Origin of the sequence: Streptomyces sp. NBC_00016, assembly GCF_045040885.1 — a bacterium.
GTDB classification, from domain to species: Bacteria; Actinomycetota; Actinomycetes; order Streptomycetales; family Streptomycetaceae; genus Streptomyces; species Streptomyces coriariae.
This window is the reverse complement of sequence record NZ_CP108304.1, coordinates 8,742,811-8,768,856: the sequence shown is the minus strand read 5'-3', so window position 1 is coordinate 8,768,856 and position 26,046 is coordinate 8,742,811. Positions and strand designations below refer to the sequence as shown.

The 26,046-nt window shown below is 72.3% G+C and carries 23 protein-coding genes and 2 pseudogenes; 10 read left to right on the top strand and 15 right to left on the bottom strand.

Features of this window, described 5'->3' with window-relative positions; translation table 11 throughout:
- Window positions 1-110: 110 nt before the first annotated feature.
- The 8 genes from OG933_RS38935 (at window position 111) to OG933_RS38900 (ending at window position 7,857) form a co-directional block, all read left to right on the top strand.
- Window positions 111-407, top strand: a complete 297-nt coding sequence (locus OG933_RS38935; RefSeq protein WP_405631729.1) for an antibiotic biosynthesis monooxygenase family protein — start codon at window positions 111-113, stop codon at window positions 405-407.
- Between the two features lie 43 nt (window positions 408-450).
- Window positions 451-1,575: an FAD-dependent monooxygenase gene (locus OG933_RS38930; RefSeq protein WP_405631727.1), complete on the top strand. Its 1,125-nt coding sequence runs from the start codon at window positions 451-453 to the stop codon at window positions 1,573-1,575.
- Window positions 1,572-2,597 carry an amidohydrolase family protein gene (locus OG933_RS38925; RefSeq protein WP_405631726.1) on the top strand — a complete coding sequence of 342 codons (1,026 nt, stop codon included), beginning with the start codon at window positions 1,572-1,574 and terminating at the stop codon, window positions 2,595-2,597. Before OG933_RS38930 ends, OG933_RS38925 begins: the two co-directional genes overlap by 4 nt.
- Entirely contained in the window at window positions 2,594-3,562 is a 969-nt protein-coding gene (locus OG933_RS38920) for a cyclase family protein (RefSeq protein ID WP_405631725.1), read from the top strand. The genes OG933_RS38925 and OG933_RS38920 overlap by 4 nt, the downstream gene beginning before the upstream one ends.
- Before the next feature lie 8 nt (window positions 3,563-3,570).
- A complete protein-coding gene (locus tag OG933_RS38915) occupies window positions 3,571-4,941 on the top strand; it encodes an FAD-binding oxidoreductase (protein WP_405631722.1) in 1,371 nt (456 codons plus the stop codon).
- Window positions 4,942-4,944: 3 nt separating this feature from the next.
- On the top strand, window positions 4,945-5,901 hold the full coding sequence (locus OG933_RS38910; protein WP_405631721.1) for a fumarylacetoacetate hydrolase family protein: 957 nt from the start codon (window positions 4,945-4,947) through the stop codon (window positions 5,899-5,901).
- Window positions 5,902-6,061: 160 nt separating this feature from the next.
- Window positions 6,062-7,036, top strand: a complete 975-nt coding sequence (locus OG933_RS38905; protein WP_405631720.1) for a LysR family transcriptional regulator — start codon at window positions 6,062-6,064, stop codon at window positions 7,034-7,036.
- 38 nt (window positions 7,037-7,074) lie between these two features.
- Window positions 7,075-7,857: an SDR family oxidoreductase gene (locus tag OG933_RS38900; protein ID WP_362521566.1), complete on the top strand. Its 783-nt coding sequence runs from the start codon at window positions 7,075-7,077 to the stop codon at window positions 7,855-7,857.
- 55 nt (window positions 7,858-7,912) lie between these two features.
- Here OG933_RS38900 and OG933_RS38895 read toward each other — a convergent pair whose 3' ends face one another.
- The 4 genes from OG933_RS38895 to OG933_RS38880 form a co-directional block, all read right to left on the bottom strand.
- A complete protein-coding gene (locus tag OG933_RS38895) occupies window positions 7,913-8,812 on the bottom strand; it encodes a hypothetical protein (protein WP_405631717.1) in 900 nt (299 codons plus the stop codon).
- 174 nt (window positions 8,813-8,986) lie between these two features.
- Window positions 8,987-10,522 carry an MFS transporter gene (locus OG933_RS38890; RefSeq protein WP_405631716.1) on the bottom strand — a complete coding sequence of 512 codons (1,536 nt, stop codon included), beginning with the start codon at window positions 10,520-10,522 and terminating at the stop codon, window positions 8,987-8,989.
- A gap of 11 nt (window positions 10,523-10,533) precedes the next feature.
- Complete coding sequence (locus OG933_RS38885; protein WP_405631713.1) at window positions 10,534-10,947, bottom strand: VOC family protein; 414 nt, start codon at window positions 10,945-10,947, stop codon at window positions 10,534-10,536.
- A gap of 6 nt (window positions 10,948-10,953) precedes the next feature.
- Window positions 10,954-11,724, bottom strand: a complete 771-nt coding sequence (locus tag OG933_RS38880; protein WP_362521554.1) for an SDR family NAD(P)-dependent oxidoreductase — start codon at window positions 11,722-11,724, stop codon at window positions 10,954-10,956.
- 497 nt (window positions 11,725-12,221) lie between these two features.
- Here OG933_RS38880 and rho point away from each other — a divergent pair, with 497 nt between their 5' ends.
- Both rho and OG933_RS38870 read left to right on the top strand, forming a co-directional pair.
- Window positions 12,222-13,364 carry a transcription termination factor Rho gene (rho, locus tag OG933_RS38875; RefSeq protein WP_362521551.1) on the top strand — a complete coding sequence of 381 codons (1,143 nt, stop codon included), beginning with the start codon at window positions 12,222-12,224 and terminating at the stop codon, window positions 13,362-13,364.
- A gap of 88 nt (window positions 13,365-13,452) precedes the next feature.
- Window positions 13,453-14,307, top strand: a pseudogene (locus OG933_RS38870) (D-alanyl-D-alanine carboxypeptidase family protein); the annotation flags it as partial.
- An 83-nt stretch (window positions 14,308-14,390) separates the two neighbouring features.
- Here the strand turns inward: OG933_RS38870 and OG933_RS38865 are convergent.
- From OG933_RS38865 to crcB (OG933_RS38815), 11 genes and pseudogenes are all read right to left on the bottom strand, one after another.
- Window positions 14,391-15,808, bottom strand: a pseudogene (locus OG933_RS38865) (glycosyltransferase 87 family protein).
- A gap of 20 nt (window positions 15,809-15,828) precedes the next feature.
- Window positions 15,829-17,235: a polyprenol phosphomannose-dependent alpha 1,6 mannosyltransferase MptB gene (gene mptB, locus OG933_RS38860; RefSeq protein WP_405631710.1), complete on the bottom strand. Its 1,407-nt coding sequence runs from the start codon at window positions 17,233-17,235 to the stop codon at window positions 15,829-15,831.
- A 159-nt stretch (window positions 17,236-17,394) separates the two neighbouring features.
- On the bottom strand, window positions 17,395-18,324 hold the full coding sequence (locus OG933_RS38855) for a glutaminase (protein WP_054240994.1): 930 nt from the start codon (window positions 18,322-18,324) through the stop codon (window positions 17,395-17,397).
- A 110-nt stretch (window positions 18,325-18,434) separates the two neighbouring features.
- Window positions 18,435-19,847: an aspartate ammonia-lyase gene (aspA, locus tag OG933_RS38850; protein WP_362521542.1), complete on the bottom strand. Its 1,413-nt coding sequence runs from the start codon at window positions 19,845-19,847 to the stop codon at window positions 18,435-18,437.
- A gap of 631 nt (window positions 19,848-20,478) precedes the next feature.
- Window positions 20,479-21,495: an asparaginase gene (locus tag OG933_RS38845; RefSeq protein ID WP_020126061.1), complete on the bottom strand. Its 1,017-nt coding sequence runs from the start codon at window positions 21,493-21,495 to the stop codon at window positions 20,479-20,481.
- A 44-nt stretch (window positions 21,496-21,539) separates the two neighbouring features.
- Complete coding sequence (locus OG933_RS38840) at window positions 21,540-22,979, bottom strand: amino acid permease (RefSeq protein WP_405631708.1); 1,440 nt, start codon at window positions 22,977-22,979, stop codon at window positions 21,540-21,542.
- Entirely contained in the window at window positions 22,976-23,653 is a 678-nt protein-coding gene (locus OG933_RS38835) for a FadR/GntR family transcriptional regulator (RefSeq protein WP_020126059.1), read from the bottom strand. Before OG933_RS38835 ends, OG933_RS38840 begins: the two co-directional genes overlap by 4 nt.
- A 208-nt stretch (window positions 23,654-23,861) precedes the next feature.
- Window positions 23,862-24,698, bottom strand: coding sequence for an undecaprenyl-diphosphate phosphatase (locus tag OG933_RS38830; protein WP_362521536.1), 837 nt, complete (start codon window positions 24,696-24,698; stop codon window positions 23,862-23,864).
- A 94-nt stretch (window positions 24,699-24,792) separates the two neighbouring features.
- Window positions 24,793-25,158 carry a fluoride efflux transporter CrcB gene (crcB, locus tag OG933_RS38825; RefSeq protein ID WP_362268433.1) on the bottom strand — a complete coding sequence of 122 codons (366 nt, stop codon included), beginning with the start codon at window positions 25,156-25,158 and terminating at the stop codon, window positions 24,793-24,795.
- Window positions 25,155-25,547, bottom strand: coding sequence for a DUF190 domain-containing protein (locus OG933_RS38820; RefSeq protein ID WP_362521533.1), 393 nt, complete (start codon window positions 25,545-25,547; stop codon window positions 25,155-25,157). Before OG933_RS38820 ends, crcB (OG933_RS38825) begins: the two co-directional genes overlap by 4 nt.
- Window positions 25,544-26,014, bottom strand: a complete 471-nt coding sequence (gene crcB / locus OG933_RS38815; protein WP_362521530.1) for a fluoride efflux transporter CrcB — start codon at window positions 26,012-26,014, stop codon at window positions 25,544-25,546. The genes OG933_RS38820 and crcB (OG933_RS38815) overlap by 4 nt, the downstream gene beginning before the upstream one ends.
- Window positions 26,015-26,046: the final 32 nt, after the last annotated feature.

The window sequence follows — 26,046 nt, the reverse complement described above, 5'->3', positions numbered from 1 at the left end:
TACGGGATGGATGACGTCCCCCTTGGCGATGCCTCGATCCGTTGACCGCGCGGGCGGCCGCCGACCAGGCTCGGAGCACCCCCGTCCCGAGGAAACCAACGGAGTCCGCCGTGGTCGTCGAGCATGCCCAACTGACCGTCGAGACCGGCCGGGAGGAGGAGTTCCAGGAGATCTTCCGTACGGCGCGGGAGGTGCTCGCGGAGGCCGACGGCTTCCGGTGGGCGCGGCTGCTGCGCTGCGTCGAGCGGCCGCAGGGGTTCCTGCTGCTGGTCGGCTGGGACTCCGTCGAGGCCCACACGGTCGGCTTCCGGGAGTCCGAGCGCTTCGGGCGCTGGCGCGCGCTGGTCGGACCGTTCTTCGCCGCGCCGCCGGCCGTGGAGCACTACGACGAACCCGTCCCGCGCTGAACCCGATCTCCCCCACCTGTTCCTACGTCCGCAAGGATCGCCCATGCCCGTACAGAAGGTGCTCGTCGTCGGCGGCGGCATCACCGGAAGCGTGCTGTCCGTCGCGCTCGCCCAGCGCGGCGCCGACGTCGACCTCGTCGAGATCTCCCCCCGGTGGTTCGGCGTGGGCCACGGCATCACCCTTCAGGGCAACGCGCTCAAGGCGCTGCGCTCCGTGGGCGTACTGGACCGGGTCCTGGAGCGGGCCGTGCCGTTCGACGTGCTGCGGCTGCTGCACGCCGACGGCGCGCTGATCGCGGAGCTGCCCACTCCGCGCACCGGGGGGCCGGACCTGCCCCCGACCGCGGGTGCGCTGCGGTCGGACCTGCAGGACGCACTGTGTGACGCCGTGCACGCGCACGGCGTCACCGTGCGGCTCGGCCTCACCGTCGACCGTCTGGAGCAGTCCGCCGACCACGTGGACGTGACCTTCACCGACGGCACCACCGGCCGCTACGACCTGATGGTGGGCGCCGACGGGATCAACTCCCGGATGCGCGAGCTGATCGGGATCACGGCCACGCCCGCTCCGGTCGGCATGTCGATCTTCCGGGTGGTCGCCGAGCGGCCCGCGGAGATGGTCTGCCACGAGGTGTACTACGGCGGCCCGCGCTTCAAGGCCGGCTACAGCCCGATCTCCGCCGACCGCTGCTACACCTACCTCCTGGACGAGAACCTGGACGCCTCCCTCGTGGGTCCGCGAGCCCCGCTGTCGCTGATGCGGGAGCGCGGTGCCGGGTACGGCGGCACCTGGGCGAAGATCATCGCTTCGCTGCCGGACGACACGGCGGTCGACTACCGCTGGATCGAGGCGGTGCTCGTGGACGAGCCCTGGTACCGCGGCCGGACGATGGTCGTCGGCGACGCCGCGCACGCCTGTCCGCCGCTCATCGCCCAGGGCGCGGCCATGTGCCTGGAGGACGCGGTGCTGCTGGCCGAACTGGTCACCGGGGCCGAGCCGTTGGAGAAGGCCCTGGACCGCTTCATGGCCCGGCGGCTGCCCCGGGTGCGGATGGTGCTGGAGAACTCGCTGCGACTGGCCGAGTGGGAGATCCACCCCGACACTCCCGGCGCGGACCCGGCCCGGATCATGTCGGAGACCCTCGACTCGCTGACGGCGGCCGCGTGAGCGCGCCCGCCGGCCGGCCGGGCGCCCCCGTCGTCGACTTCCACGGCCATCTCGCCGTCCCGGCCGCCGAGGCGATCGTCGCGGGCACCCCCGGCCTCGCGGAAGAGCTGGCCGCCGAACAGCGGGCCCATTCCCCGGCCTCCCTGGCCGTCAACCGGGCCCAGCTGGAGCGGCTGCGGCCGAGACTGACGGACGTGTCCGCGCGACTCGCCGATCTGGACGCGATGGGGGTCGACGCGCAGGTGGTCGGCCCGATGCCGATGCACCACTACTGGGCCGACCCGGCGACGGCCGCACGGCTGGCCCGTACCGTCAACGAGGCCGTCGCCGCGCACTGCGCGGCGGCGCCCGCGCGGCTCCACGGGCTCGGCACGGTGCCGCTCCAGCATCCGGACCTGGCCGTGAGGCTCCTCGCGGAGGCGGTCGGCGAACTCGGCCTGTACGGGATCAGCGTCTCCACGACCGTGCACGGCCGCGAGCTGGCCGACCCGGCGCACGACCCGGTGTGGCGGGCGGCCGAGGAGAGGGGGGCCGTCGTGTTCGTGCACCCCTGGGGCTGCTCGCTGGGCGAACGGCTCGCCACGCACTACCTGGGCAACACCGTCGGACAGCCGGTGGAGACGGCGGTCGCCCTCTCGCACCTGATCTTCACCGGGGTCCTGGACCGCTTCCCGGGCCTGCGGCTGGTGGCCGCCCACGGCGGTGGCTATCTGCCGACGTACATCGGGCGCTCCGACCACGCCTGGCGGGTACGGCCGGACGCCCGCGGCTGCGCCGAGCCGCCCAGCGCGTATCTGCGGCGGATGTGGTTCGACGCGCTCGTCTACACCCCGCGCGCCCTGCGCCACCTGGTGGCGGAGGTGGGCGCCGACCGGGTGGTGCTCGGCACCGACCACCCCTTCGACATGGGTGTCGACGATCCGCTGGCCCGCCTGGACGCCGCCGGCCTCTCCCCGGCCGACCGGGCCGCCGTCGCCGGCGGCACCGCACTCGACCTGCTGCTGAAAGGACATCCGCGATGACCCTCGGTCCCATCGAGGAGGAGCTCGCCAAGGCCCGTTCCGCGTACCGCAACTGGGGTCGCTGGGGCGAGGACGACGTGCTCGGCACGCTCAACTTCCTCGACGACGCGATACGCGCCCACGCGGCGGGCCTGGTCCGCCGCGGGCGTTCCTTCTCCCTCGCCCTGGAGTTCAACGAGGCGGGGCCGCAGCGCGGCTTCCGCGGCCGGATCAACCCGGTGCACTACATGAAGGACACCGGGTCCGACGCGGCCGCGGGCACCCAGGGTTTCCCGCACGGCTTCGGCGGGGCGGACGATCATGTGGTGATGCCCCTCCAGGCCTCCACCCAGTGGGACGGGCTGGGCCACATCTTCGACAACAAGCAGGCCTGGAACGGCCGTTCGTGCACCATCGTGAACGGCGACGGCGACTCGGTCACCGGCATCGAGCACATGGCGGACGTCTTCACGGGACGCGGGGTCCTGCTGGACGTCGGCCGGGCGGTCGGCGACGAACACGGCGAACTGCCCGACGGCTTCGCCATCCTGGAGGAGCATCTGCGCGCCACGATCGAGGCGCAGGGCGCCACCTCGACCGTGCGCCGCGGTGACCTCGTGCTGGTGCGCACCGGTCAGCTCGGCCGGGTACGGCGGCTCGGCGGCTGGGGCGGATACGCGGCCGGGGACGCGCCCGGCCTGTCCTTCACCACCCTGGGCTGGCTGCACCGCACGGAGATCGCGGCGATCGCCACGGACACCTGGGGTCTGGAGGTACGGCCGTACGAGTTCGCCGAGCCGGCGATGTCCCCGCTGCACCAGATCGCCATCCCCAACATGGGCCTGCCGCTCGGCGAGATGTGGGACCTGGAGGCCCTCGCGCAGGACTGCGCGGCCGACGGTGTCCACGAGTTCCTGCTGGTCGCCGCCCCGCTGCCGGTCACCGGCGCGGTGGGCGCGCCGGTCAACCCGATCGCGGTGAAATGAGCGGGCACGTGAACGCGAACCGCTTCTCCGGCACTCTCCACCTCCCCGGCGACGAGGGCTTCGAGGAGGCCTGCTTCGGGCGGGTCTTCAACGCCCGGCGTCCCGTGGACCGCACGCCGGCGGCCGTCCTGGAGGCCGTCTGCGAGCAGGACGTCGTCGAGGGCGTGCGGCTCGCCCTGGAACGCGGCTGGCAGGTCGCCGTCCGCTCCGGCGGCCACAGCTGGGCCGCCTGGTCGGTGCGCGAGGACGCGCTGCTGATCGACCTCGGAGAGTTCCGGGAGATGGCCTACGACCCCGCGACCGGGATCGTGACGGCCACGCCCAGCGTCAAGGGCGGCGACGAACTCAACCCGTATCTCGGCGAGTTCGGACGCTTCTTCAACGGGGGCCACTGTCCCTCCGTCGGCATCGGCGGCTTTCTGCTCCAGGGCGGTCAGGGCTGGAACGCGCGTGGCTGGGGCTGGGCGGCGGAGAACATCGTCGCGATCGATGTCGTCACCGCCGAGGGCGAGCTGGTCCGGGCGGACGAAGAGCACCACAGCGACCTGTTCTGGGCGGCCCGTGGGGCGGGCCCCGGCTTCTTCGGGATCGTCACCCGCTTCCATCTGCGCACCCGGCCCCTGCCGCGGCACCTCGCCCACACGGTCCACGGCTATCCCCTGGAGCTCTTCGACGAGGTCATGACCTGGCTGCACGGCATGCACCACACGGTGTCCGACCTGGTCGAGATCGTCGCTCTGACCCAGACCCCGCCGGGTTCCGGCACCGCGGTGCTGCTGGTCACGGGCGTGTCGATGACGGACACCCCGGCGCAGGCCGCCGAGGCGCTGGCCCCGCTGCACGCGAACCCGTACGCCGACCGGGCCCTGTTCCGGGTCGAGGCGCGGCCGACCACCCTGGCCGAGCAGCTCGCGGGCCAGCGCGCGGCCAACCCCGAGGGCCACCGCTACCTCGTCGACAACGCCTGGCTGACGGGCCCGGCACGGGAGGTGGTCCCGGCGATCCGCGAGGCGTTCACCGGGCACCCGACGCCGGGGACCTTCACCATCTGGTTCTCGATGGCCCCGCTGCGCCCGCTCCCCGACATGGCCTTCTCGCTGCAGTCGGAGATCTACTGCGCCACCTACGTCGTGTACGACGACCCGGCGCGGGACGCGGAGCTGCGGGCCTGGCTGGACGCGGCGACGGCGGCGATGCGGCCGGTGACCGCCGGCCAGTACCTCGGCGACTCCGACTTCACCGTGCGGCAGTTGCGGTTCATGGGGGACGCGCAGTGGCGGCGGCTGAACGAGATCCGGGCCGTGCGCGACCCCAAGGGTCTGTTCGCGGGCTACCTCGGTTCCGGGGCCGTCACCAACACCAACCACTGGGAGCAGTGAGCGATGCGGTTCGCGACATACGAGTACGAGGGCGCCGAGCGCGCCGGCGTGGTGCGGGACGGGGTCGTCCATCCACTGCCCGAGGGTGTCACCGTCCTGACCCTGGTGGAGCAGGACGTACTGCACGCGGCGGGACGGGAGGCGCTCGGCCGGCCCGGTGAGCTGGCGGTGGACCAGGTGCGGCTGCTGCCGCCGCTGAAGCCGCCGTCCATCCGGGACTTCGTCGGGTTCGAGGCGCACATCGAGGGGGTGTCGAAGTCGCTCGACGGCCTGGAGCACGTGCCCGAGGAGTGGTACCGGGCGCCCAACTTCTACTTCACCAACCCTCACGCGGCCTACGGTGCCCACGACGACGTGCCGGTGCCGGCGGGCTGCTCGGTGCTGGACTTCGAGCTGGAGGTCGGAGCCGTCGTCGGCCGGGCCGGACGCGATCTCACGCCCGAGGGGGCACGCGCACACATCGTCGGCTATCTGGTCTTCAACGACTGGTCGGCCCGGGACCTGCAGAAACCGGAGAAGAACCTGGGGCTCGGCTTCTCCAAGGGCAAGGACTTCGCCAACACGCTGGGCCCCTGTCTGGTCACCGCCGACGAGGTGGAGGACCGGCGCGACCCGGACGGCTTCCTGGACCTGGAGATGACGGCCACCCTCAACGGGCGGCTGATCGGCCGGGACACCCTGGCGAACGTCTCCTGGACCTTCGAGGAGATGGTCGCCTACGCCTCCCGGGACGCCTGGGTGCGGCCCGGCGACGTCCTCGGCTCGGGCACCTGCGGATGGGGCGCACTGGCCGAGTTCTGGGGCCGTGTCGGGGAGCGCACCCCGCCGCCGCTGCGGCCCGGCGACGAGGTGGAGCTGAGCGTGGAGCGGCTGGGCACCCTGCGCAACCGGATCGTCCCGGGGCGCGGGGACGTCTATCTCCCACGGGCGCGCAAGCGGGGGCGCACGCCGCGGCCGTAGCCAGCCCGCTCTTCGTTGACCTGCGGGTATCCGGGGATCCGATGGCTGTTATCGGATCCCTGTGAGTTGCCACCCGGAGTCTTCCTCGCCGCGGACGGGGTGGTTACGCTCCGGTTCCACCGAGCTTCAAGGACGCGGCGCGGCCGGAAGGGGACAACAGTTGGGTCTCGGAGCGATCGACCTCAATCTTCTGGTGGCGCTGGAAGCCCTCCTGGAGGAGCAGAACGTCACCCATGCCGGGGTGCGGCTCTCCACCAGTCAGTCCGCGATGAGCGGCTCGCTGGCCCGGCTGCGCCGACACTTCAACGACGAGCTGCTGATCCGGGTGGGCCGCGAGTACGAGCTGACGCCGCTCGCGGAGCGGCTGCTGCCCGTCGTCCAGGCCTCCCTGCACAAGGCCGAGGAGGCGCTGTCGCTCACCCGGCACTTCGACCCGTCGCGCAGCCGGCAGCGGTTCTCCGTGGTGATGTCCGACTATGTGATGACGGTGTTCGTGGAGCCGCTGCTCCGGGTCATCGCCCAGGAGGCGCCGGGTGTGCGGATCGACGTGCACCCGATCGTCGACGGTCAGCTGGAGACGGAGACCCACCTGCGCTGTCACGACCTGATGGTGGTGCCGCTCGGCTACCAGCTGCCCGGGGTCAGCGAGGCCGTGATGCACGACCGGTTCGTGTGCATCGTCGACCCGGACCATCCGCGTCTGGTCGACGGACGGCTCTCGCTGACCGACCTGGCCCAGATGCCGCACGCCGCGTCGGCGATCGGCAAGAGCCTCACGCCCACCGACCGGCAGCTGGAGACCCTCGGCATCGTCCCGCGGGTGCAGGTCAGCACGCCGGGCTTCAGCGTCCTGCCGTTCCTGGTGGCCGGCACGGAGCTGGTGGCCCTGGTGCCGGAGCGGCTGGCGCGGCGCTACGAGGGCTTCGCCCGCTGCGCCGTCGTACCGACGCCGTTCCCCGACGTACCACTGGTGGAGGCCATGTACTGGCACCACAACCGGCACTCCGACCCGGCACACCGCTGGCTGCGGGAGACGGTGCGCCGGGTGGGCGCGTCGCTGGACGAACCGGTGATCGCCGGAGCGGATGCCAGCCATGGTGAACACGCGTTTCCGGAGCTGACCGCGGCTCCCTAGCGTGGACGGGAAGGATTCCCGTACCCCCAGGAGGAGCCGTGAGCCGTACGCGTCTGGCGGGCCGCACCGTCGTCGTCACCGGAGCCGCGCAGGGCCAGGGCGCCGCGGAGGTGGCGGCCGCCGCCCGGGAGGGCGCGACGGTGGTCGCCACCGACGTCCTGGACGAGCCCGGCGAGAAGCTGGCCGCGGCCCTGCGCGCCGAGGGCCTCGACGTACGCCACCGGCACCTGGACGTGTCCTCGCCAAAGGACTGGGCCGGCCTCGCCGACGAGCTGGACGTCGTCCACGGCCTCGTCAACAACGCGGGCATCGCCGTGCGGGCGCGCCTCGGCCAGGTGCGACCGGCCGACTGGGAGCGGGCGTTCGCGGTGAACACGACCGGTGCGCTGCTCGGCATCCAGGCGCTCGCCCCGCTGATGCCGGCCGGCTCGTCCATCGTCAACGTCGGCTCGGTGGCCGCCCTGACGGCTCATCACGCGGTCGCCTACACGGCCAGCAAGTGGGCGTTGCGCGGACTGTCGAAGGTGGCGGCGCTGGAGTTGGCGCCCCGGGGGATCCGCACCAACCTGGTGCACCCCGGGTACATCGAGACCCCGCTGATGGCTTCCGCGAACCCGGTGTTCGTGGAGGCGCACCTGGCGATGACGCCCCAGGGGCGCCCCGGCCGCGTCGAGGAGGTGGCACCGCTCGTCGTCTATCTGCTGTCGGACGAGGCGTCGTACGTCAACGGCGCGGAGATCACCGTCGACGGCGGGTACGCGGCGCACGGCGGGGTGATGGCGATCACGAACGCGCTGGACGCGCCGGAGGCCGGCCGCTGAGGCGTGTGCCCGCGTGCCGGCCGCCGTGCCGGGTGGCCCCTGCCGTGGCCGGACCTCAACCCCCGAGGTCCTCCAGGGTCGTCCTCGTGTCCGTCTTCAGGTAGCCGGTGACCTCTTCGAGCGTCGGCGGATCCGTGTCGTCGTCGTACGAGGAGTAGTAGGCGCTGTAACTCATCGTGTACGTCACCCAGCCGTCCCGCACGGCGAGTGTGGCGTAGAGGGATCCGCTCGACGACCCGGACGTGGTGTCGTTGCTGACGAGATAGGCCTCGTCGCCTATGCCCGTGATGGCTTCCACGTCGTAACCCGTGTGGCTGTCGGCGTAGTTCTTCCAGGCCGCGGTGAACTCCGGTCCGGGGTCGGTCTTCTTGTGCAGGTCCAGCTGGGAGTACAGGTAGGCGTCCGCGTAGCTGGACGTGGACTTCTTCAGGCTGATGCTGCACAGGCCCTCGTCGAGGGCGTCGTCCTTGAGGGTGTTGTGCGTCGGGGAGGTGTCGTTGTCCGGGTACTCCTCCTTGAAGGACGAGTAGTCCGTGGAGTTGCACAGGTTCGAAGGCGCCGAGTAACCGCGCAGGTCGGGGTCGTCCTCGGCGCCGATCAGGAAGACGCCGGCCGCCCAGGCCGCGGACGCCAGCACCGCTCCGACGGCGCCCCACAGGACGGCTTTCCCCGCGCCGCCGCCACCGCCGCCGCTTCCGGGCGGCGGGCCGACCACGGGGTACGGACCCTGCTGGAGGTAGGGGTTGACCGGCTGGGGCGGCGCGGGCTGGCCGACCAGGGTCGGCTGGGCATAGACGCTCGGCTGGCCGACCTGGGTCGCGGGTGCCGCCGGCGGGAAACCCAACGGCCCGCCGGGGGCCGGCGACTGCGGATGCGGATAGGGATACGCGCTCGGCTGGGCCGGCGCCTCGGACGGCTGCTCCGGCTGCTGCGGGGGCTGAGGCGGCGTGGACATGACGTGAAGATAATGCAGAAATGGCGGTCAAGTCCCCTACCGTTACGGATCGTTACCCTCTGGGGACATCTGTGGGAGAACCCGGAAGAGGCCGGGACTTTCTCCCGGCCTCTCCTGTGTCCACCGTCGGTCCGGCTCCCCCTCAGGACCGCTTGTCCGGCCAGGGGCCGCTGCCTAGACGGTCGCCGTCCGCACCCGGGCGCCGACCGTCGCCCGAGCGGTGCTCTTCCGCACCAGGAACAGCGTGACCAGCGCGCCCAGCAGCGACGCGCAGCCGCAGATCACCACGCCGACGGCCATCCCGTGGCCGAGGGCGGCCTGGGCCGCCGCGCGGGCGCTGTCGCTGCCGGCGTTGACGACCGCGAGGGGGCCCGCGGCCGCCTCCATCCCGGCGTCGGCTCCGCTCAGCTTGCCCACCAGCGCGGCGGACGCCGCGCTCATGGCGACGGTGCTGATGACGGCGGGGCCGAGGCCCTGGCCGAACTCGCGCACCAGGCTGGTCGCGCCGCTGGCCATACCGGTCATGTGGAGCGGTACGGCGTTCACGGCGGCGGAGGTCAGCGAGGAGACCACGCAGATGAAGCCGATGCCGAGCAGCAGCACCGGGCCGATGAAGGCGGCGAGCGAGGTGGTCGTGATGGGCAGGGCCGCGATCCAGAACTGCCCGGCGGCCATCGGCAGCAGGCCGCCCATGAGCAGCCAGCGGGGTTCGACCCGGGTGAGCATCCGGCTCAGCACGGGCGCCAGGAGCAGCGGGACGAGCTGGAGGATCACGAACGGCATGCCGGCCCGCAGCGCGCTGAGGTGCATGACGGCCCCGAGGCGGATGGAGACGCAGTAGGCGGTGCCGATGAAGCCGAACATGCCGGCCAGCGCGACCACGGCGGCGGCCGCGAACGACGGGATCCTCAGCAGGTCGAGATTGAACATCGGCGACTCGGCGCGCTTCTCCGCGACGACGAAGGCGACGAGCGACACCGCGGCGAGGGTCAGCGAGCCGACGATGGCGGGGCTGCTCCAGCCGCGTTCGCCGCCCTCGATGATGCCCCAGAGCAGGGCGGTGAGGCCGACGGCGACGGTGATCTGGCCGGGCCAGTCGAGGGCGCGGCCCTCGGGTGCCTTCGAGTCGGTGACGAGGACCCGGCTGGTGACGGCGACGGCCAGACCGAGGACGACCGGGGGCACGAACGCCCAGCGGAAGTCGGCGACCGTGGCGAGCACACCGGAGGACAGCGGGCCCGCGGCCGAGGCGAGGGAGATGCTGAGCGCCCAGGTGGACACGGCCCTGGCCCGGTCCTTCTCACCCGGGGTGGCCGCCGCGATCACGGCGAGGGAGCTGGGGAAGAGCGCGGCGGCGCCGACGCCCGCCAGGGCCTGGCCGATCCACAGCATGCCGATGTTCTGCGCGGTGGCGTTGAGGAGTTCACCGAGCGCGAGAACCAGTCCGCCGAGCACCAGCAGGCGTTTGCGGCCGAAGAGGTCGCCCACCACACCGAAATTCAGCTCAAGAATGGCGGTGGGGAGAATGAACGCCGAGGTGACCCAGGCGACCTGGGAACCCGAGGCGCCGAATGCCGCCTGGATTTCTCCGTTGATGGGCGAGGGAACCGTGATGCACAACTGTGCCGCGGCGACCGCGAGACAGCATGCTATGAGCGTTCCACGGTCCAGTCTTTTCACAGCGGACGTCAAGGACGTCGAATCCGTCATCGCACTTTCCCTCACTCTGCGTTCTTCTCTATGAGTTCGATGAGATTTCCCTCGGGGTCACTGACCCAGGCCATACGGACGCCGGGTTCGGGCGACGGCCCGGGTTTTCTGACCTCGCCCGCTCCGCACACCACGAGGGCGTCGTAGACGGGGCCGAGTTCGGGGGTGGTGACCGCGAAGTGGCCGTATCCCTCGGTGAGGACGGCGGTCACCGGATCGGGGGCCCTCAGGCCCGGGGCGGATCCGGGGCGGGCGAGGAGTTCGAGGCGCCAGCCGTGCGGATGTTCCAGGACGACCCCGGTCAGGCCGGTGCCGTCGAGGCGGAACTCGAAGACGCTCTTCAGCCCGAACGCGTCCTGGTACCAGGCGGTCTGGGCGGCGAGGTCGCGGACGTTGACGCCGACGTGGTCGAGCCGGGCGCGCATCCCGGGTCAGCCCGCCATCGCGCTGTCGCCGCCGTCCACCATGAGGTTGGCGCCGTTGACGAAGGCGGCCTCGTCGCTGCAGAGGAAGGCCGCGACGCGGGCGATGTCCTCCGGTTCGGCGATCCGGCCGACGGGGATCCGCGCCTCCAGGTGGGCCTTCGGCCCCTCGGGGTCGTCGAGGAAGGGCGCGGTGGCCGAGGTGCGGGTCATGCCGGGGGCGATGGTGTTGACCCGGATGCGGTGCGGGGCGCCGGCCGCGCAGAGGTGCTTGCTCATGGCCAGCACACCGCCCTTGGCGGCACCGTGCGGCACCATCGGCAGGAACGGGGCGCCGCGTACGGCGGCCACCGAGGCGACGTTGAGGACGGCCCCGCCGCCACGGGCGACCAGGTGCGGCCAGGCGGCGCGGGTGCACAGGTACGGGATGTCCAGTTCGTTGCGGAGGGTGAAGTACCAGTCCTCGACCGGCTGGCTGTCGAACGGTCCGTTCCGCAGCGCGGAGGCGTTGTTGTAGAGAATGTCGATTCCGCCCCAGGCCGAGATCCCGGCGTCGATCCACTCCTTCGCACCCGCCTGCGTGGACAGGTCCACGGGGGCGTGGGAGCGCATGACTCCCCCCGCCTTCTCCACGAGTTCCACGGTTTCCGCGGCGTCGTCGGCGTCGATGTCGCAGCCGAATACACTCGCCCCTTCCGCCGCGAACAGCAGCGCCGCCGCACGTCCTATTCCGGCTCCCGTGCCACTGATGAAGGCGATTTTCCCCGCCAGTCGACCCATGATTGTCCAAGTCCCTTGTTCATGCCGCCGAAGTGCGGTGGTGGCAGCGTAGGGAGAGCCTTTCGCCGGAACAAGAAATGCGTCGGCCCGGGGGCATCGGGGGTTCGTATGGCTGGTATGCGGGGGCGACGGACGGCAGGGTCGTGGCAGGGCCGCGCAGCATCTCCGCGTCGCCCTTCGCCGGGTGGCCGCGCCGTGGGGAACAACCGTCGCCATGGGCGCGTTGACACCAGCGGGACCGACCGGCGTGCTACAGTGCCGGTAGCACTTGTGTACGCCCCCCTTGTGGGCGCCGGTGCCAGTTCCCTTCAGTTCGCCGCATCACCCGTCGTTTCCGACCGGTACAGCGGCTTTCCCGCACCACCTCACCGACGGTTCGGTTCTGCCGTGGCCGAGGTGCTGTTCCCGCCGCCCGAGGCGCGCCGTGCGCCCTCCCTTCGCGGCTGCTCCCCCCTCCGCATGTCTCAAGCCTTCCGTCCTCGAAAGGACCGACCACCATGACCACCACTCTCGAACACCCCCCGGTACAGCAGCAGCCCCCGGCCCGGGTCGCCGCCGGTGTCCTCGACATCGACGCCGGCGGGAAGGGGCACCTGCGCCCCGCGGACTGCCTGCCCACACCCGCCGACCTCCAGGTCCCGGCCGCGCTGATCCGCCGTCACAACCTGCGCAGGGGCGACCTCGTCGAAGGGGTGCGCGGTACCCAGCGCGCCCTCACCGAGGTCGCCCGTGTCAACGGCCGTACGCCCGAGGAACTGCGCGCCCGTCGGCACTTCCGCGACCTCACCCCCGTCCACCCGCACGAGCGGCTCCGCCTCGAACATCCGGCGGCCGGCCTCGCCGGACGGGTCACGGATCTCGTCGCGCCGATCGGCAAGGGCCAGCGCGGACTGATCGTCGCCCCGCCGAAGACGGGCAAGACCGTACTGCTCCAGCAGATCGCCGCCGCCGTCGCCGGCAACCACCCCGGGGCGCGGCTGATGGTCGTCCTGCTCGACGAGCGGCCCGAGGAGGTCACCGACATGCGGCGCTCCGTGCGCGGCGAGGTGTACGCCTCGACGTTCGACCGGGCGCCGAAGCAGCACATCGCGCTGGCCGAACTCGTCATCGAGCGGGCCAAGCGGCTCGTCGAGGCGGGCGAGGACGTCGTGATCCTCCTCGACTCGCTCACCCGGCTGTGCCGGGCCCACAACAACGCGGCCGCCGCCGGGGGCCGCACCCTCAGCGGCGGTGTGGACGCGACCGCGCTGATCGGCCCCAAGCGGTTCTTCGGCGCCGCACGGGCGGCCGAGGAGGGCGGCTCGCTCACCGTCCTGGCCACCGCCCTGGTCGAAACGGGCTCCCGCGCCGACGACTTCTACTTCGAGGAACTGAAGAGCACCGGCAACATGGAGCTCCGCCTCGACCGCGAACCGGCCTCCCGCCGGGTCTTCCCGGCCGTCGACATCAACGGCTCCGGCACGCGGCGCGAGGAACTCCTCTACTCCCCCGGCGAGTTGACCGCGGTACGCGGTCTGCGCCGGGCCCTGCAGACCCGGGACGGCCAAACGAACCTGGAGACGCTCCTGGAGCGGATGCGCGAGACGCCGGACAACACCGCCTTTCTGCGCCGCATCCAGCCGACCCTGCCCGCCGCATAGGGCGCGGCGTGCGGCATCCGGGTGCACGCACCCCCGTGTCCGGCACGGGCAGCGCGGGGAATGCCGGGTTCATTCCTACGTTGATCGTATGACGATCGGATTCACTTCCCGGGCCGTTGCGACGGCGTGCGCGTTCTGTGTGGCGGGCGTCCTCGCCCTCGGCCCCGCCGCGGCCGCCGACCCGGCCGACGCGGACCCCGCATCGCCGGGGGAACCCGGTGGGCCGGCCGGCCCCCAGGTGACGGCGCCCCGGCCGTCCGTGCTCCACCGCTCCGGGACGCAGGTCAGACCCCACCGTGGCGCCCCCGAGGTCCCCGACGTCTCGGCACTGTCCTGGCTGGTCTCCGACGCGCGGACGGGTGAGGTGCTCGCCGCGTCGAACGCGCACCGCAAACTGCCCCCGGCCAGCACCCTCAAGACCCTGTTCGCCCTCACGGTGCTGCCGGTCCTGCCCGGCGAGATCCGGCACCGGGTGAGCGAGGAGGAGCTCAGCGGCGTCGGGCCGGGCAGCAGCCTCGTCGGAGTCGCCGAGGGACACACGTACCGGGTCGCCGACCTGTGGCGCGGAGTGTTCCTCAACTCCGGCAACGACGCCGTGCACGTACTGGCGGCCCTCAGCGGCGGCTGGCACGCCACGGCCACCCGGATGCAGGCCAAGGCGCGCTCGCTGGGCGCCCTGGACACCCATGTGCTGTCGCCCGACGGATACGACACCCCGGGCCAGGTGTCCTCCGCGTACGACCTGGCGGTGTTCGGACGGGCGGGGCTGCGCAACGCGGACTTCGCGCGGTACTGCGGCACCGCGGAGGCGAGCTTCCCCGGCGACGACGACTGGTCGTACGAGATCGCCAACACCAACCGGCTGCTGACCGGGGCGGACGGTGTCGAGCCGTACCCGGGGCTGATCGGGATCAAGAACGGCTACACCAGCAACGCAGGCAACACCCTGGTCGCCGCCGCCCGTCAGGGCGGACGCACCCTCGTCGTGACGGTGATGAACCCTCAGGCGGGCGGCGGGTTCGAGGTCTACGAAGAGGCGCGCGCGCTGCTGGACTGGGGCTTCGCGGCCGCCGGGCGGGTCGATCCGGTGGGCTCGCTGGACGCGCTGCGGGCCCGTCCCCGGCCGCGGCCGGTACCCGGGCCGGGCCCGGAGGCCGGGCCGGTGCCCACCTCGGCCTCCGCCGCCGCCTCTCCCCGGCCGGAGCCACGGTCGCCGTGGCCGTCCCCGCCGCCGACCCGCCCGGCTGGCCGGAGGCGGCGCTGATCGCGGGCGCCGCCGCGCTGGGCGGGGCGGCCGTGGCGCTCGTGCTGCGGCTCGCCGGCCGGCGCCCTTCGGGAGGATGACCGACGGGCAGCCACACCAGCAGGCCGAGCGTGATCCAGGTGTAGACGTTGCTGCCGAGGAAGCCGTCGACGCCGGACGCGTCGTCGAACCACAGCCACACCACGCTGGTGCACAGCACCGCGTACAGGGCGCCCGCGACGCGTGGGCGCCCCGCGCGGATCAGCACCGCGAAGGACGGCAGCAGCCACACCAGGTGGTGCACCCACGTCACGGGGCTGACCAGACAGGCGGTGAGGCCGGTCAGGGCGAAGGCCGCCTGCCAGTCCCGCGCGGCGACCGCCCGCCGGGCCCGCCACGCCCACCAGCCGAGGGCGGCCAGCACCAGCACCGCCCAGACCGCCCGGCTCTCCACGCCCAGCCGTGCCAGGACGCCCTGGAGCGACTGGTTGGAGACGTAGTCGAGCCGGCCCACCCGGGTCGTGTCCCACAGGGCCCGCGTCCAGTAGAAGCGCGAGGCGTCAGGCGCGACCAGGGCCGCGAACGCGGTGGCGGCCGCCGCCACGGCCGTGGCCACCGCGGCCGCCCGCCACCGGCGCGCGACCAGCAGCAGCCCGATGAAGAGCGCGGGCGTGAGCTTGACGGCCGCCGCCAGGCCGATGCCGACCCCGGCCCAGCGGGTCCGCCCGGACGCGAGCAGCCCGGCGTCGGCGAGCACCAGGGCCAGCAGCAGCAGGTTGACCTGGCCGAAGCTGAGGGTGTCGCGCAGCGGTTCGAAGAGCGCGAGCGCGCAGGCGGCGAGGCCTGCTCCGTACCAGCCGTACCGCCGCCACCGGGGCCCGACGCACACCCTTACCGCGAACGCCAGCGCCGCCAGGTTGAGCAGCAGGGCGGTCACTGTCGCGGTGCGCAGCCCGACCAGCGCCATCGGCAGCATGACGACGGCCGCGAACGGGGGGTAGGTGAAGCCGTACGGCGTGCCCGGTACCCGGTAGTCGTAGACCCGGCCGCCGTCGTGGATCCAGCTGTTGACGGTGCCGTAGTAGACGCACAGGTCGAACCAGTCGCGCAGCAGCGGCACCGTCGCGGTGAAGACGGTGACGACGACGGCGAGCGCGAGGAGCAGCAGGAGACGGCCGCGGTCGGTGCGGGGCGGTCTCACCCGGCGGAACTCACGAGGTCTCACGCCGTACGTCCCAGGGCGGTCGGCGCCTGTGCCGCGAGGTGGGCCTGCCACAGCACGACCACGGCGAGCGCGCCGCCGCACACGGCCAGGACCAGGCGGCCGGTGTCGGCGGGGCCCCCGTCGGGCAGGACCGCGAGGGCGAGGACGCCCGCCACGGCCGCCGTCCGGTGACGTATCAGGGTGTCCGGGGCCGCGGCGGCGATGAGGAACAGACCCCAGAGCGCGTACCAGGGGCGGATCGCCGGGCCGAACGCGGCCACCGTGGCGAGACTCAGGCCGAGCGCGTAGACCGGGCGCCGACGCAGCCGCCACCAGATGACGACGAGGGCGGCGGCGGTGACCGCGAGGCCCAGGGCGTGCCAGACGGGCACCGCCCAGGGCGCGAGGTCGCTGCCCAGGCCCTCCAGGAGAGCACGGGTGGCCCGGCCCAGCAGGCTGGTGAGCGCCCAGTTGTGCGCCGAGACGGGTGTGTCCAGGGCTGCTATCCAGCCGTAGCCGGTGCCCGCGACGGCGGTCGCCACGACCGTGGTGGCGGCGGCCGCGGCCCCCGTGCCCAGCAGGGTCAGGAACGGGCGCCGGCCCGCCCGCAGCGACAGGACCACTATCGCGACGAGACCCAGCGCGGCGGGCGCCTTGACCAGGGCCGCCAGGGTGACCAGGACGGCCCCGAGCACCGGGCGCCCGCCGAGCGCGGCCACCAGCCCGACACCGAGCAGGCCCAGCATGATCGCGTCGTTGTGGGCGCCGGCCACCAGATGCAGCAGGACCAGCGGATTCAGCGCGCCGAGCCAGAGCGCGGCGGCCGGGTCCGCTCCGCTGTGCCGGGCGAGCCGGGGCAGGGCGGCCGTCATCAGCGCCACCCCCGCCAGCGCCACGCACCGCATGCCGAGAAGCCCGGCGGACAGGGCGCCCCGGGTCAGTCCGGACAGCGCGGCGGCGACGGCGAGGAAGACCGGGCCGTACGGGGCTCCGGTGTTCCGCCACAGCGGGGCGACCTCGTCGGCGAGCGGGCCGCCGAGCCGGGCCGGACCGTGCGCGTACACGTCGAGGTGCGCGTCCACCATGGCACCCTGCGCGAGATAGCTGTACACGTCCCGGCTGAACAGCGGCGGCGCGATCAGCAGCGGCGCCGCCCAGACGACGAGGACCAGGACGAGGGCGCGGGGGGTCGGCGGATCCGCGCCACGCACCAGCGTGCCCAGCAGGATCCAGGCCGCGGTCAGCAGCACCAGCCCGAAGTACACACCGACCAGGCCGAGCACGGCGTGCACCGAGGACGGGGCCAGGAGCTCCCGGGCGGGCAGCGCGCCGGCCGTCTCGCCGCCGAGCGCGAGACAGGCGGTCCCGGCCAGGCCCAGAACCTGGCAGCGCCGTAGATCGATGGGAAAGGCCTTGGTCAGCACGCTGTCATGGTGTCCGCCCCGGGTGACCGCAGAGCGACATCGCGCCTGCCTGGCGGCGGCCTGCGCGTGACCGACGTGTGAGCCGGGCGCGGTGGCGACGAGCGCCGCGGGCCAGGACCGGCCGCGGGCCCGGAGCGTCCCGCTGTCCGAACCGCGGGCTCAGAACACCGACACCCCGGTCAGGGTCGTGAACCGGTCCAGGGCGGCCACTCCCGCCACCGAGTTGCCCCGTTCGTCCAGACCCGGGCTCCACACGCACAGCGTGCAGCGGCCCGGTACGACGGCGATGATGCCGCCGCCCACGCCGCTCTTGCCGGGCAGGCCGACCCGGTAGGCGAATTCGCCGGCCGCGTCGTAGGTGCCGCAGGTCAGCATCACCGCGTTGACCTGCTTGGCCTGGCTGCCGGTGAGGAGCCGGGTGCCGTCGGCGCGGACGCCGTGCCGGGCGAGGAAGCCGGTGGCCAGGGCGAGGTCGGCGCAGGAGGCGGTGAGGGAGCACTGCCGGAAGTACTGGTCGAGGAGGACCGGTACCGGGTTGTCGATGTTGCCGTAGGACGCCATGAAGTGGGCGAGGGCGGCGTTGCGGTCGCCGTGCGCGGCCTCGGAGGCGGCCACCTCCTCGTCGAAGCCGAGCGTGGGGTTGCCGCTCTCCGCACGCAGGAAGCCGAGGAGTTCGCCCGCCGCGTCTCCCGTACGGGTCTGGAGCCGATCGGTGACGACCAGCGCGCCCGCGTTGATGAAGGGATTGCGCGGGATGCCGTTCTCGTATTCCAGCTGGATCAGGGAGTTGAAGGGGTTGCCCGAGGGTTCGCGGCCCACGTGCTCCCAGAGTTCGTCGCCCTCGCGGGCCAGGTCCAGGGCGAGGGTGAAGACCTTGGTGAGGGACTGCGTGGAGAACGGCTCCCGCCAGTCCCCCACGCCGTACACCGTGCCGTCCGGCTCCGCGACGGCCATGCCGAAGCGGCGCGGGTCGCAGGCCGCGAGCGCCGGGATGTAGTCGGCGGGACGGCCCCGGCCGGGGGTGCGTTCCATCTCCTCGGCGATGCGGTCCAGGACCGGCTGGAAGCCACGGGACGGCGTCGTTGTCATGATCACTATTGTGCCTCCGTGCCGGTCCCGGCGCGTCGTCGCGGGTGACGGGTGTCGAACGAGGGCTGTCGGACGACGGCTGTCCGACGACGGCTGTCCGACGAGGGGGGTCAGACGAGGGGGGCTCCGTTGCCCGCGAGGACCTCGGGGCGCAGCAGGTCGGCGAGCCGCTCGGCGGGCAGCAGGCCCTTCTCCAGGACGAGTTCGGCGACCCCGCGGCCGGTGACGAGGGCCTCCTTGGCGATGTCGGTGGCCGCCGTGTACCCGATGTGCGGGTTGAGGGCGGTGACCAGGCCGATGGAGTTCTCGACGCTCGCCCGCAGCACCTCGGTGTTGGCGGTGATGCCGTCCACGCAGCGCTCGGCGAGGGTGAGGCAGGCGGCGCGCAGGTGGGTGATGGACTCCGACAGGGAGTGCAGGATGATCGGCTCGAAGGCGTTGAGCTGGAGCTGTCCGGCCTCGGCGGCCATGGTGATGGTGACGTCGTTGCCGATCACCTCGAAGGCGACCTGGTTGACGACCTCGGGGATCACCGGGTTGACCTTGCCCGGCATGATGGACGAACCGGCCTGCACGGGCGGCAGGTTGATCTCGCCGAGGCCGGCCCGCGGCCCGGAGGACAGCAGCCGCAGGTCGTTGCAGCTCTTGGAGAGCTTGACCGCGACGCGCTTGAGCACGCCGGACATCTGGACGAACGCACCGCAGTCCTGGGTGGCCTCGACCAGGTTGGCCGCGGTGACCAGCGGCAGCCCGGTGATCTCGGCGAGGTGGCGGCGGGCGGCCTCGGCGTATCCGGCGGGAGCGTTGAGGCCGGTGCCGATGGCCGTGGCACCCAGGTTGATCTCATGGATCAACTGGACGGCCTCGTCAAGACGGTTGCGGTCCTCGTCGATCATGACGGCATAGGCCGAGAACTCTTGACCGAGCGTCATCGGGACCGCGTCCTGCAACTGTGTACGGCCCATCTTGAGCACGTCGCGGAACTCGACGGCCTTGCGGGCGAAGGCGTCCTGGAGGACGGCCATGGCCTTGAGCAGGCCGCGCACGGCGAAGACGGTCGCGACCTTGACGGCCGTCGGGTAGACGTCGTTCGTCGACTGGCCGAGGTTGACGTCCTCGTTGGGGTGCAGGTGCCGGTACTCGCCCTTCGCACGGCCGAGCAGTTCCAGCGCGCGGTTGGCGACGACCTCGTTGGCGTTCATGTTGGTCGAGGTGCCCGCGCCGCCCTGGACGACGTCGACGACGAACTGCTCGTGCAGCTTCCCCGCGCGGATCTCACGGCAGGCGGCGACGATGGCTGCCGCCTTGTCCGGCGCGAGCAGGCCGAGCTCCTCGTTGGCGAGGGCGGCGGCCTCCTTGACGGCGGCGAGGGCGTCGATGAGGTGTGGGTAGGCGGAGATCGGCGTCCCGGTGATGGGGAAGTTCTCCGTGGCGCGCAGGGTGTGGACGCCCCAGTAGGCGTCGGCCGGGACGTCCCGGTCTCCGAGCAGGTCGTGTTCGCTGCGGGTGACGGCGGCGGTCATGAGGGTGCGGCCTCTTTCCGAGGGTGAGGGTCGAGTGGAGCGGGTGTCGTCCGGTGGGAAGGCGGCCGGCTCGGGCGGTACGGGGTGACGCCCGCCCGAGCCGGTCGATGCACCCGCCCGGCGGTGACCGGGCCGGTGGTTCAGGGTCGGCCGCACGAGGCGACCGGGTTCCGACGCGCCGCCCGACCGCGGCGCACGAGACGCACGGCGGGCCGGTGCACGGCGTACGGCGTACCGAGCCCGGCGCAGCGACAGCCTGCGCACGGCGTACCGCCTACCGACTGCCGACTGCCGACTGCCGACTGCCGACTGCCGACTGCCGACTGCCGAATGCCCAACGGTCACCGGCCGGTCGGTCACCGGCCGGTCGGCGCGGCGCCGGGGCACGGTGATCGCCGTGGTCGTACGGGTCGGCCGGGTCGAACGCCGGTGGGTGACCACCGGGCTGGCGGGGCGGTACGGCGTCCGCCCGCGGGGTGTCGTGGGCGACGGCCACGCCCACCGGCCACCCGGCAGCCGGGCGGACCGGCACACGACGGGCCCGCCGGGTGCGGCGGTGCCGTACGTGGCCCCGGCGGCCGGTCGGGGGCCCGGAGGGGCTGGGCGCGGCCGCATCGGTCGTCCGTGTCCGTCAGGCGCAGGCGCGCACGGTGACCGGGTCCAGTGCGCGGACCGGGCGGACGCAGCCGACCGGTTCGCCGCCGCCGAGGAGGGGTTCGCCCGCGAACTCGGTGAGCAGGGCGGGGTCCACACCGGCGCGGACGAGGGCGGCCGCGGTGACCGGGACGCGGGCTCGGTTCGCGCCGTCGGAGATCTTGACGGCGACGGCCCGGCCGTCCGGGAGCGCGGCGACCTCGACGCCCTCGAAGCCGTCCTTCGCCAGCAGGCCGGGGACGGCCCGCATCAGCGCGGCCACGTCCCGGCCGGAGCCGGACGCCATCTCGGCGTGCTCGCGCATCGCGTCGGCCACCCGCGCCTCGGGGGTGCCGGGCGCGGAGGCGGTGACGCGGGCGGCGGCCCGGGCGAGGCCGTGCAGGGAGACCGAGAACAGGGGGGCGCCGCAGCCGTCGACGGTGACCCGTGCGATCCGCTGTCCGGTGAGGTCCTCGACGATCTCGGCGATCGCCTGCTGGAGCGGGTGCTTCGGGTCGAGGTAGTCGTCCAGGGACCAGCCGTTGAGCCTGCAGGTGTACAGCATGGCCGCGTGCTTGCCGGAGCAGTTCTGGGCCAGTCGGGAGGGCGCGCGGCCCTCCCGTATCCATCCGTCGCGGACCGCCGGGTCGTACGGCAGGTCGGTGACGTTGCGCAGGTCGTCCTCCGAGACGCCCGCCAGGTCGAGGATCCGCCGGGTCCCGGCGAGGTGGCGTTCCTCGCCGGAGTGGCTGGCGGCGGCGAGCGAGAGCAGCTCGCCGTCGAGCGGCAGTCCGGCCCGGACCATGGCGACGGCCTGGACGGGCTTGAGCGCCGAGCGCGGGTAGAAGGCGGCCTCGACGTCGCCGAGCTGGAGCTCGATCTCGCCGCCCGCGCCGAGGACGACGACGGAGCCGTAGTGGATGCCCTCGGTCACCCCGCCGCGGACGAGGTGGGCGACGGGGGTGTGGAGGGGTTCGCGGATCGCGGGGGCGTCGGCGAGGGAACTGCTGTACATCACTGCCTGCATCACTGGTGGGTGGTCGGCGGCCGGCGCGGGGGTCACGCGTCGGCCTTGGCTGAGGTGCGCGCGAGGTTGCGGCGGATGGCGTACCACCCGGCGACCAGCGCGGCGGCGATCAGCGGCAGGCACAGCACGGTGGTGCGTCCGGCGCCGCCGTCGGCGTACATGAGGACCAGGACCGAAGCGAGGAAGAACAGGGTCACGAGTTCGGTCCAGGGGGAGCCCGGCAGCCGGTAGTCGGGCCGGGTCAGTTCGCCCTTCTGGGTCTTCTGCCAGAAGAGCAGGTGACAGATCATGATCATGCCCCAGGTGGAGAGGATGCCGATCGCCGCGAAGTTCAGCACGATCTCGAAGGCGTCCGCCGGGACCACGAAGTTGAGGCCGACGCCCAGCACACAGATACCGCTGGTGAGCAGGATGCCGCCGTACGGGACCTGGCTGCGGCTCATCACGCCGGTGAACTTCGGCGCGGAGCCGGACATCGCCATGGAGCGCAGGATGCGGCCGGTGGAGTACAGGCCGGAGTTGAGCGAGGACATGGCCGCGGTGAGGACGACGAGGTTCATCACGCCGCCCGCCGCGGGGATGCCGATGTTGGAGAGGACCGTCACGAAGGGGCTCTCGCCGGACGTGTACTTGTTCCACGGCAGCAGCATCGACAGCAGGACCACCGAGCCGACGTAGAACAGACCCACGCGCCACATGATCGAGTTGATCGCCTTCGGCATGATCTTCTCGGGGTTCTGGGTCTCACCGGCGGTGACGCCGACCAGTTCGACGGAGGCGTAGGCGAAGACGACGCCCTGGATGATCAGCAGCATGGGCAGCAGGCCGCTGGGGAACACGCCGCCGTTGTCGGTGATGAGGGACGGGCCGGGGGTGGCGCCGTCCACCGGGTGCTGGGTGACCAGCAGGAAGATGCCGATACACATGAAGATCACCAGCGCGCTGACCTTGACGATGGCGAACCAGAACTCCAGTTCGCCGAAGATCTTCACCGAGATCAGGTTCACGGTGAGGACCACGGCCAGGGCGATGAGCGCGATCACCCACTGGGGTATGTCGGAGAACATGCCCCAGTAGTGGGTGTAGGTGGCCACCGCGGTGATGTCGGCGATGCCGGTGGTGGCCCAGTTCAGGAAGTACATCCAGCCGGCCGTGTACGCGCCCTTCTCGCCCATGAACTCGCGGGCGTAGGACACGAAGGCGCCGGAGGAGGGCCGGTACAGCACGAGTTCACCGAGGGCGCGCACCACGAGGAAGGCGAAGATCCCGCAGACCGCGTAGGCGATGAAGAGGGACGGGCCCGCGTCGGCGAGCCGCCCGCCGGCGCCGAGGAAGAGACCGGTGCCGATGGCGCCGCCGATGGCGATCATGTTGACGTGGCGGGACTTCAGCGACTTGCTGTAGCCCTCGTCTCCGGCGTCGACGTGACGGGTCGAGGGGCGCGTCTCGTCTTTGAGGTGCTGGTCGCTCACGCCGCGGGTCCGCCTTCCAGGGGAGTGTCCGTGCGCGGGGCGCGCACGATGTCGGTGAGGGTCGTCTCGACGCGGTCGAGGTGGTGGCTCATGGCCTCCACCGCGTCGGGCTCGGAACCGTCGATCAGCGCCTCGACGATCGCCCGGTGCTCGCGGTTGGACTGCTCGCGCCGTCCGCCCAGCTCGTTGAGGAAGGCCGACTGACGCGCCAGTGCGTCCCGGATCTCCTCGATGACCCGGCGGAACACCGGGTTCTGGGCGGCCTCGGCGACGGCCAGGTGGAAGAGGGTGTCCATCGCGACCCACGCGGTGGTGTCCGTCTCCCGCTCCATGCGGTCGAGCAGATGTGCCAGGTGGTCCAGGTTCTCCGGGGTGCGGCGCAGCGCCGCGTATCCGGCGACCGGGACCTCGACGTGCCGGCGCACTTCGAGCAGGTCGCTGGCCGCGTAGTCGCCGAAGGTGGGGTCCTCCACGGTGTTCGCGATCACAAAGGTGCCTTTGCCCGTCTTGGCGACGGTCAGGCCCATCGTCTGCAGGGCGCGCAGGGCTTCCCGCAGGACGGGCCGGGACACCTCGAGGGTGCGGCAGAGCTCCGCCTCGGAAGGGAGCTTGTCACCGATGGCGTAGCGGCCGCGCTCGATGGCGCCGCGGAGGTGGGTGAGGACCGCTTCCATCGCGCTGATGCGCCGCGGCCCCGCCCCACCTGTCTGGCTGTCTGACAGGTTCACGGGAGTGATACTCCGGGTGCGCCGCCACCGCTGTCAAGACGTGCCTTGAAACAAAAAATTCAGAGGGCGGGGAGCCTGAAAGGCACCTTCCCGCCCCCTGAGGGGGATGACGAGGGGATTCCCCGGCCGGCGGCCGGCCGGCTGCCGGGCCCGGTCAGCTGTCGAGGACCCCGGCGGCCAGCAGCCCGAACAGGGCCACGCCGACGACGAGCCGGTAGATGACGAACGCGTTGAAGGAGTGCTTGGCGACGAACTTCAGCAGCCAGGCGATGGAGGCGTAGGCGACCACGAAGGACACCACCGTGCCGACGGCCAGCGGCGCCGCGCCGGCGCCCGTGCCCAGGGCGTCCTTCAGCTCGTAGATGCCGGCGCCGGTCAGGGCGGGGATGCCGAGGAAGAACGACAACCGGGTGGCGGCCACCCGGTCCAGGTCGAGCATGAGCGCGGTGGACATGGTGGCGCCGGAGCGGGAGAAGCCGGGGAAGAGCAGCGCGAGGATCTGGGAGCTGCCGACCAGCATCGCGTCCTTGAACGAGGTGTCGTCCTCGCCGCGCTTGTGGCGGCCCATCTGGTCGGCCGCCCACATCACGCCGCTGCCGACGATCAGCGAACCCGCGACCACCCACAGCGAGGCCAGCGGGCCCTCGATGAGCGGCTTGGCGGCGAGGCCCACGACGACGATCGGGATCGTCGCACAGATCACCCACCAGGCGAACTTGTAGTCGTGGTGGTGACGCTCCTCACGGCTGCGCAGCCCGCGGAACCAGGCCGTGACGATCCGCACGATGTCCTTGCGGAAGTACACGAGCACGGCGGCGATCGCCCCGACCTGGATGACGGCCGAGAACCCGACGACGGCGTCGTCGTCGACCTTGATGCCCATCAGGCCCTCGGTGATCTTCAGATGGCCGGTGGAGGAGACGGGGAGGAACTCGGTCACTCCCTCGACGGCTCCGAGGACGACGGCTTGGCCGACGGAGATGGCGCTCATGGAATCCAGTTCTGAGGAGACGAATCGGTCGACAGCGTTGTAGACGCTCCGGTGTCGTACACAGTCCTACCAGGCGTGGAGCCGGCCGGACCGCCTACGACCACGCCCACCGGCCTATCGCGACCCCGGCGAACGCGGCCCCGAGCCCCACCGCCACGCTCGCGACGGCATTGACGGTGGCGTAGAGGCCCGCGCCGGTCTCGGTCAGCCGCAGTGTCTCGTACGAGAACGTCGAGTACGTCGTCAGCGCTCCGCAGAAACCCGTCCCCAGGAACAACCGCAGGTCGGGACCGACGGTGGTGGCGCCGGTCAGCGCGCCGAGGATCAGGCAGCCGCCGATGTTGACGACGAAGGTGCCCCAGGGGAAGAGCGAGTCGCGCCGCGCCTGTACCGCGCGGTCGGTCAGGTAGCGGAGCGGGGCGCCGATCATGCCGCCGACGACGACCACCAGCCAGTTCACAACGACTTCTTACCCTTCATGTCCGGATCGCCCTGGTTCTCGTCCCGGTCCCCGCCCCGGCCGACGTACCGGATGACCTCGCAGCGATCGAGGGTCACCATGCCCTCCGTGACCAGCTCGTCGAGCTCGGGCAGGAAGGCCCGCACCCGCTCCTCGGTGTCCACGACGACCACCGCGACCGGCAGGTCCTCGCTGAGCGACAGCAGCCGGGAGGTGTGGATCAGCGAGGAGGCGCCGAAGCCCTCGATGCCGCGGAAGACACTGGCTCCCGCGAGACCGGCCGCACGGGCGCGGTGCACGATCTCCGTGTAGAGGGGCTTGCGGTGCCAGGTGTCGCTCTCGCCGATGAAGACGGTCAGCCGCAGGGCCGCGCCGGTCGGTCTCGTCATCGCCGCCTCCACGATCGCTGCCTCCACAGGAGAACGCGGCGGGTGGCCGTGGCCGCCAGCCGGACCGCGAGGAGCGCCGCGAACAGGGTCGCGGCGAGGTAGGCCAGGGCCGTGCCGGGGCGGTCCTCGTCGAACAGCTTGCGGATGTCGACGGCGTATGTCGAGAAGGTGGTGAATCCGCCCAGCACACCGGTGCCGAAGAACGGCCGCACGAGCCGGTGGGCGGTGACCGCCTCGGTGATCACCACCAGGAAGACACCGATCACCGCGCAGCCGACGACGTTCACCCAGAAGGTGGTCCACGGGAACCCGCCGGTCTGCGTGGGCCACCACAGGGAGGCCGCGTAGCGGGCGGCGGCACCGATCCCGCCACCGACGGCCACGACGGCGACCACCGGGAGCTGACCCGTCCCGGTGGCCCTGCGCGCCGCGCCGGTGCGGAGGCCCTCGGCCTCCGGAGCTGTCATGTCGTACGTCTCCTGCCCGGGCCGGGACCGTC

Bases quoted from the DNA above. Each gene is read 5' to 3' on its own strand.
- OG933_RS38930 (WP_405631727.1), top strand. From the start codon at position 451: ATGCCCGTACAGAAGGTGCTCGTCGTCGGCGGCGGCATCACCGGAAGC.
- OG933_RS38920 (WP_405631725.1), top strand. From the start codon at position 2,594: ATGACCCTCGGTCCCATCGAGGAGGAGCTCGCCAAGGCCCGTTCCGCG.
- OG933_RS38910 (WP_405631721.1), top strand. From the start codon at position 4,945: ATGCGGTTCGCGACATACGAGTACGAGGGCGCCGAGCGCGCCGGCGTG.
- OG933_RS38895 (WP_405631717.1), bottom strand. From the start codon at position 8,812: ATGTCCACGCCGCCTCAGCCCCCGCAGCAGCCGGAGCAGCCGTCCGAG.
- OG933_RS38890 (WP_405631716.1), bottom strand. From the start codon at position 10,522: ATGACGGATTCGACGTCCTTGACGTCCGCTGTGAAAAGACTGGACCGT.
- OG933_RS38885 (WP_405631713.1), bottom strand. From the start codon at position 10,947: ATGCGCGCCCGGCTCGACCACGTCGGCGTCAACGTCCGCGACCTCGCC.
- OG933_RS38880 (WP_362521554.1), bottom strand. From the start codon at position 11,724: ATGGGTCGACTGGCGGGGAAAATCGCCTTCATCAGTGGCACGGGAGCC.
- rho (WP_362521551.1), top strand. From the start codon at position 12,222: ATGACCACCACTCTCGAACACCCCCCGGTACAGCAGCAGCCCCCGGCC.
- OG933_RS38855 (WP_054240994.1), bottom strand. From the start codon at position 18,324: ATGACAACGACGCCGTCCCGTGGCTTCCAGCCGGTCCTGGACCGCATC.
- aspA (WP_362521542.1), bottom strand. From the start codon at position 19,847: ATGACCGCCGCCGTCACCCGCAGCGAACACGACCTGCTCGGAGACCGG.
- OG933_RS38845 (WP_020126061.1), bottom strand. From the start codon at position 21,495: ATGTACAGCAGTTCCCTCGCCGACGCCCCCGCGATCCGCGAACCCCTC.
- OG933_RS38835 (WP_020126059.1), bottom strand. From the start codon at position 23,653: ATGGAAGCGGTCCTCACCCACCTCCGCGGCGCCATCGAGCGCGGCCGC.
- OG933_RS38830 (WP_362521536.1), bottom strand. From the start codon at position 24,698: ATGAGCGCCATCTCCGTCGGCCAAGCCGTCGTCCTCGGAGCCGTCGAG.
- OG933_RS38820 (WP_362521533.1), bottom strand. From the start codon at position 25,547: ATGACGAGACCGACCGGCGCGGCCCTGCGGCTGACCGTCTTCATCGGC.
- crcB (WP_362521530.1), bottom strand. From the start codon at position 26,014: ATGACAGCTCCGGAGGCCGAGGGCCTCCGCACCGGCGCGGCGCGCAGG.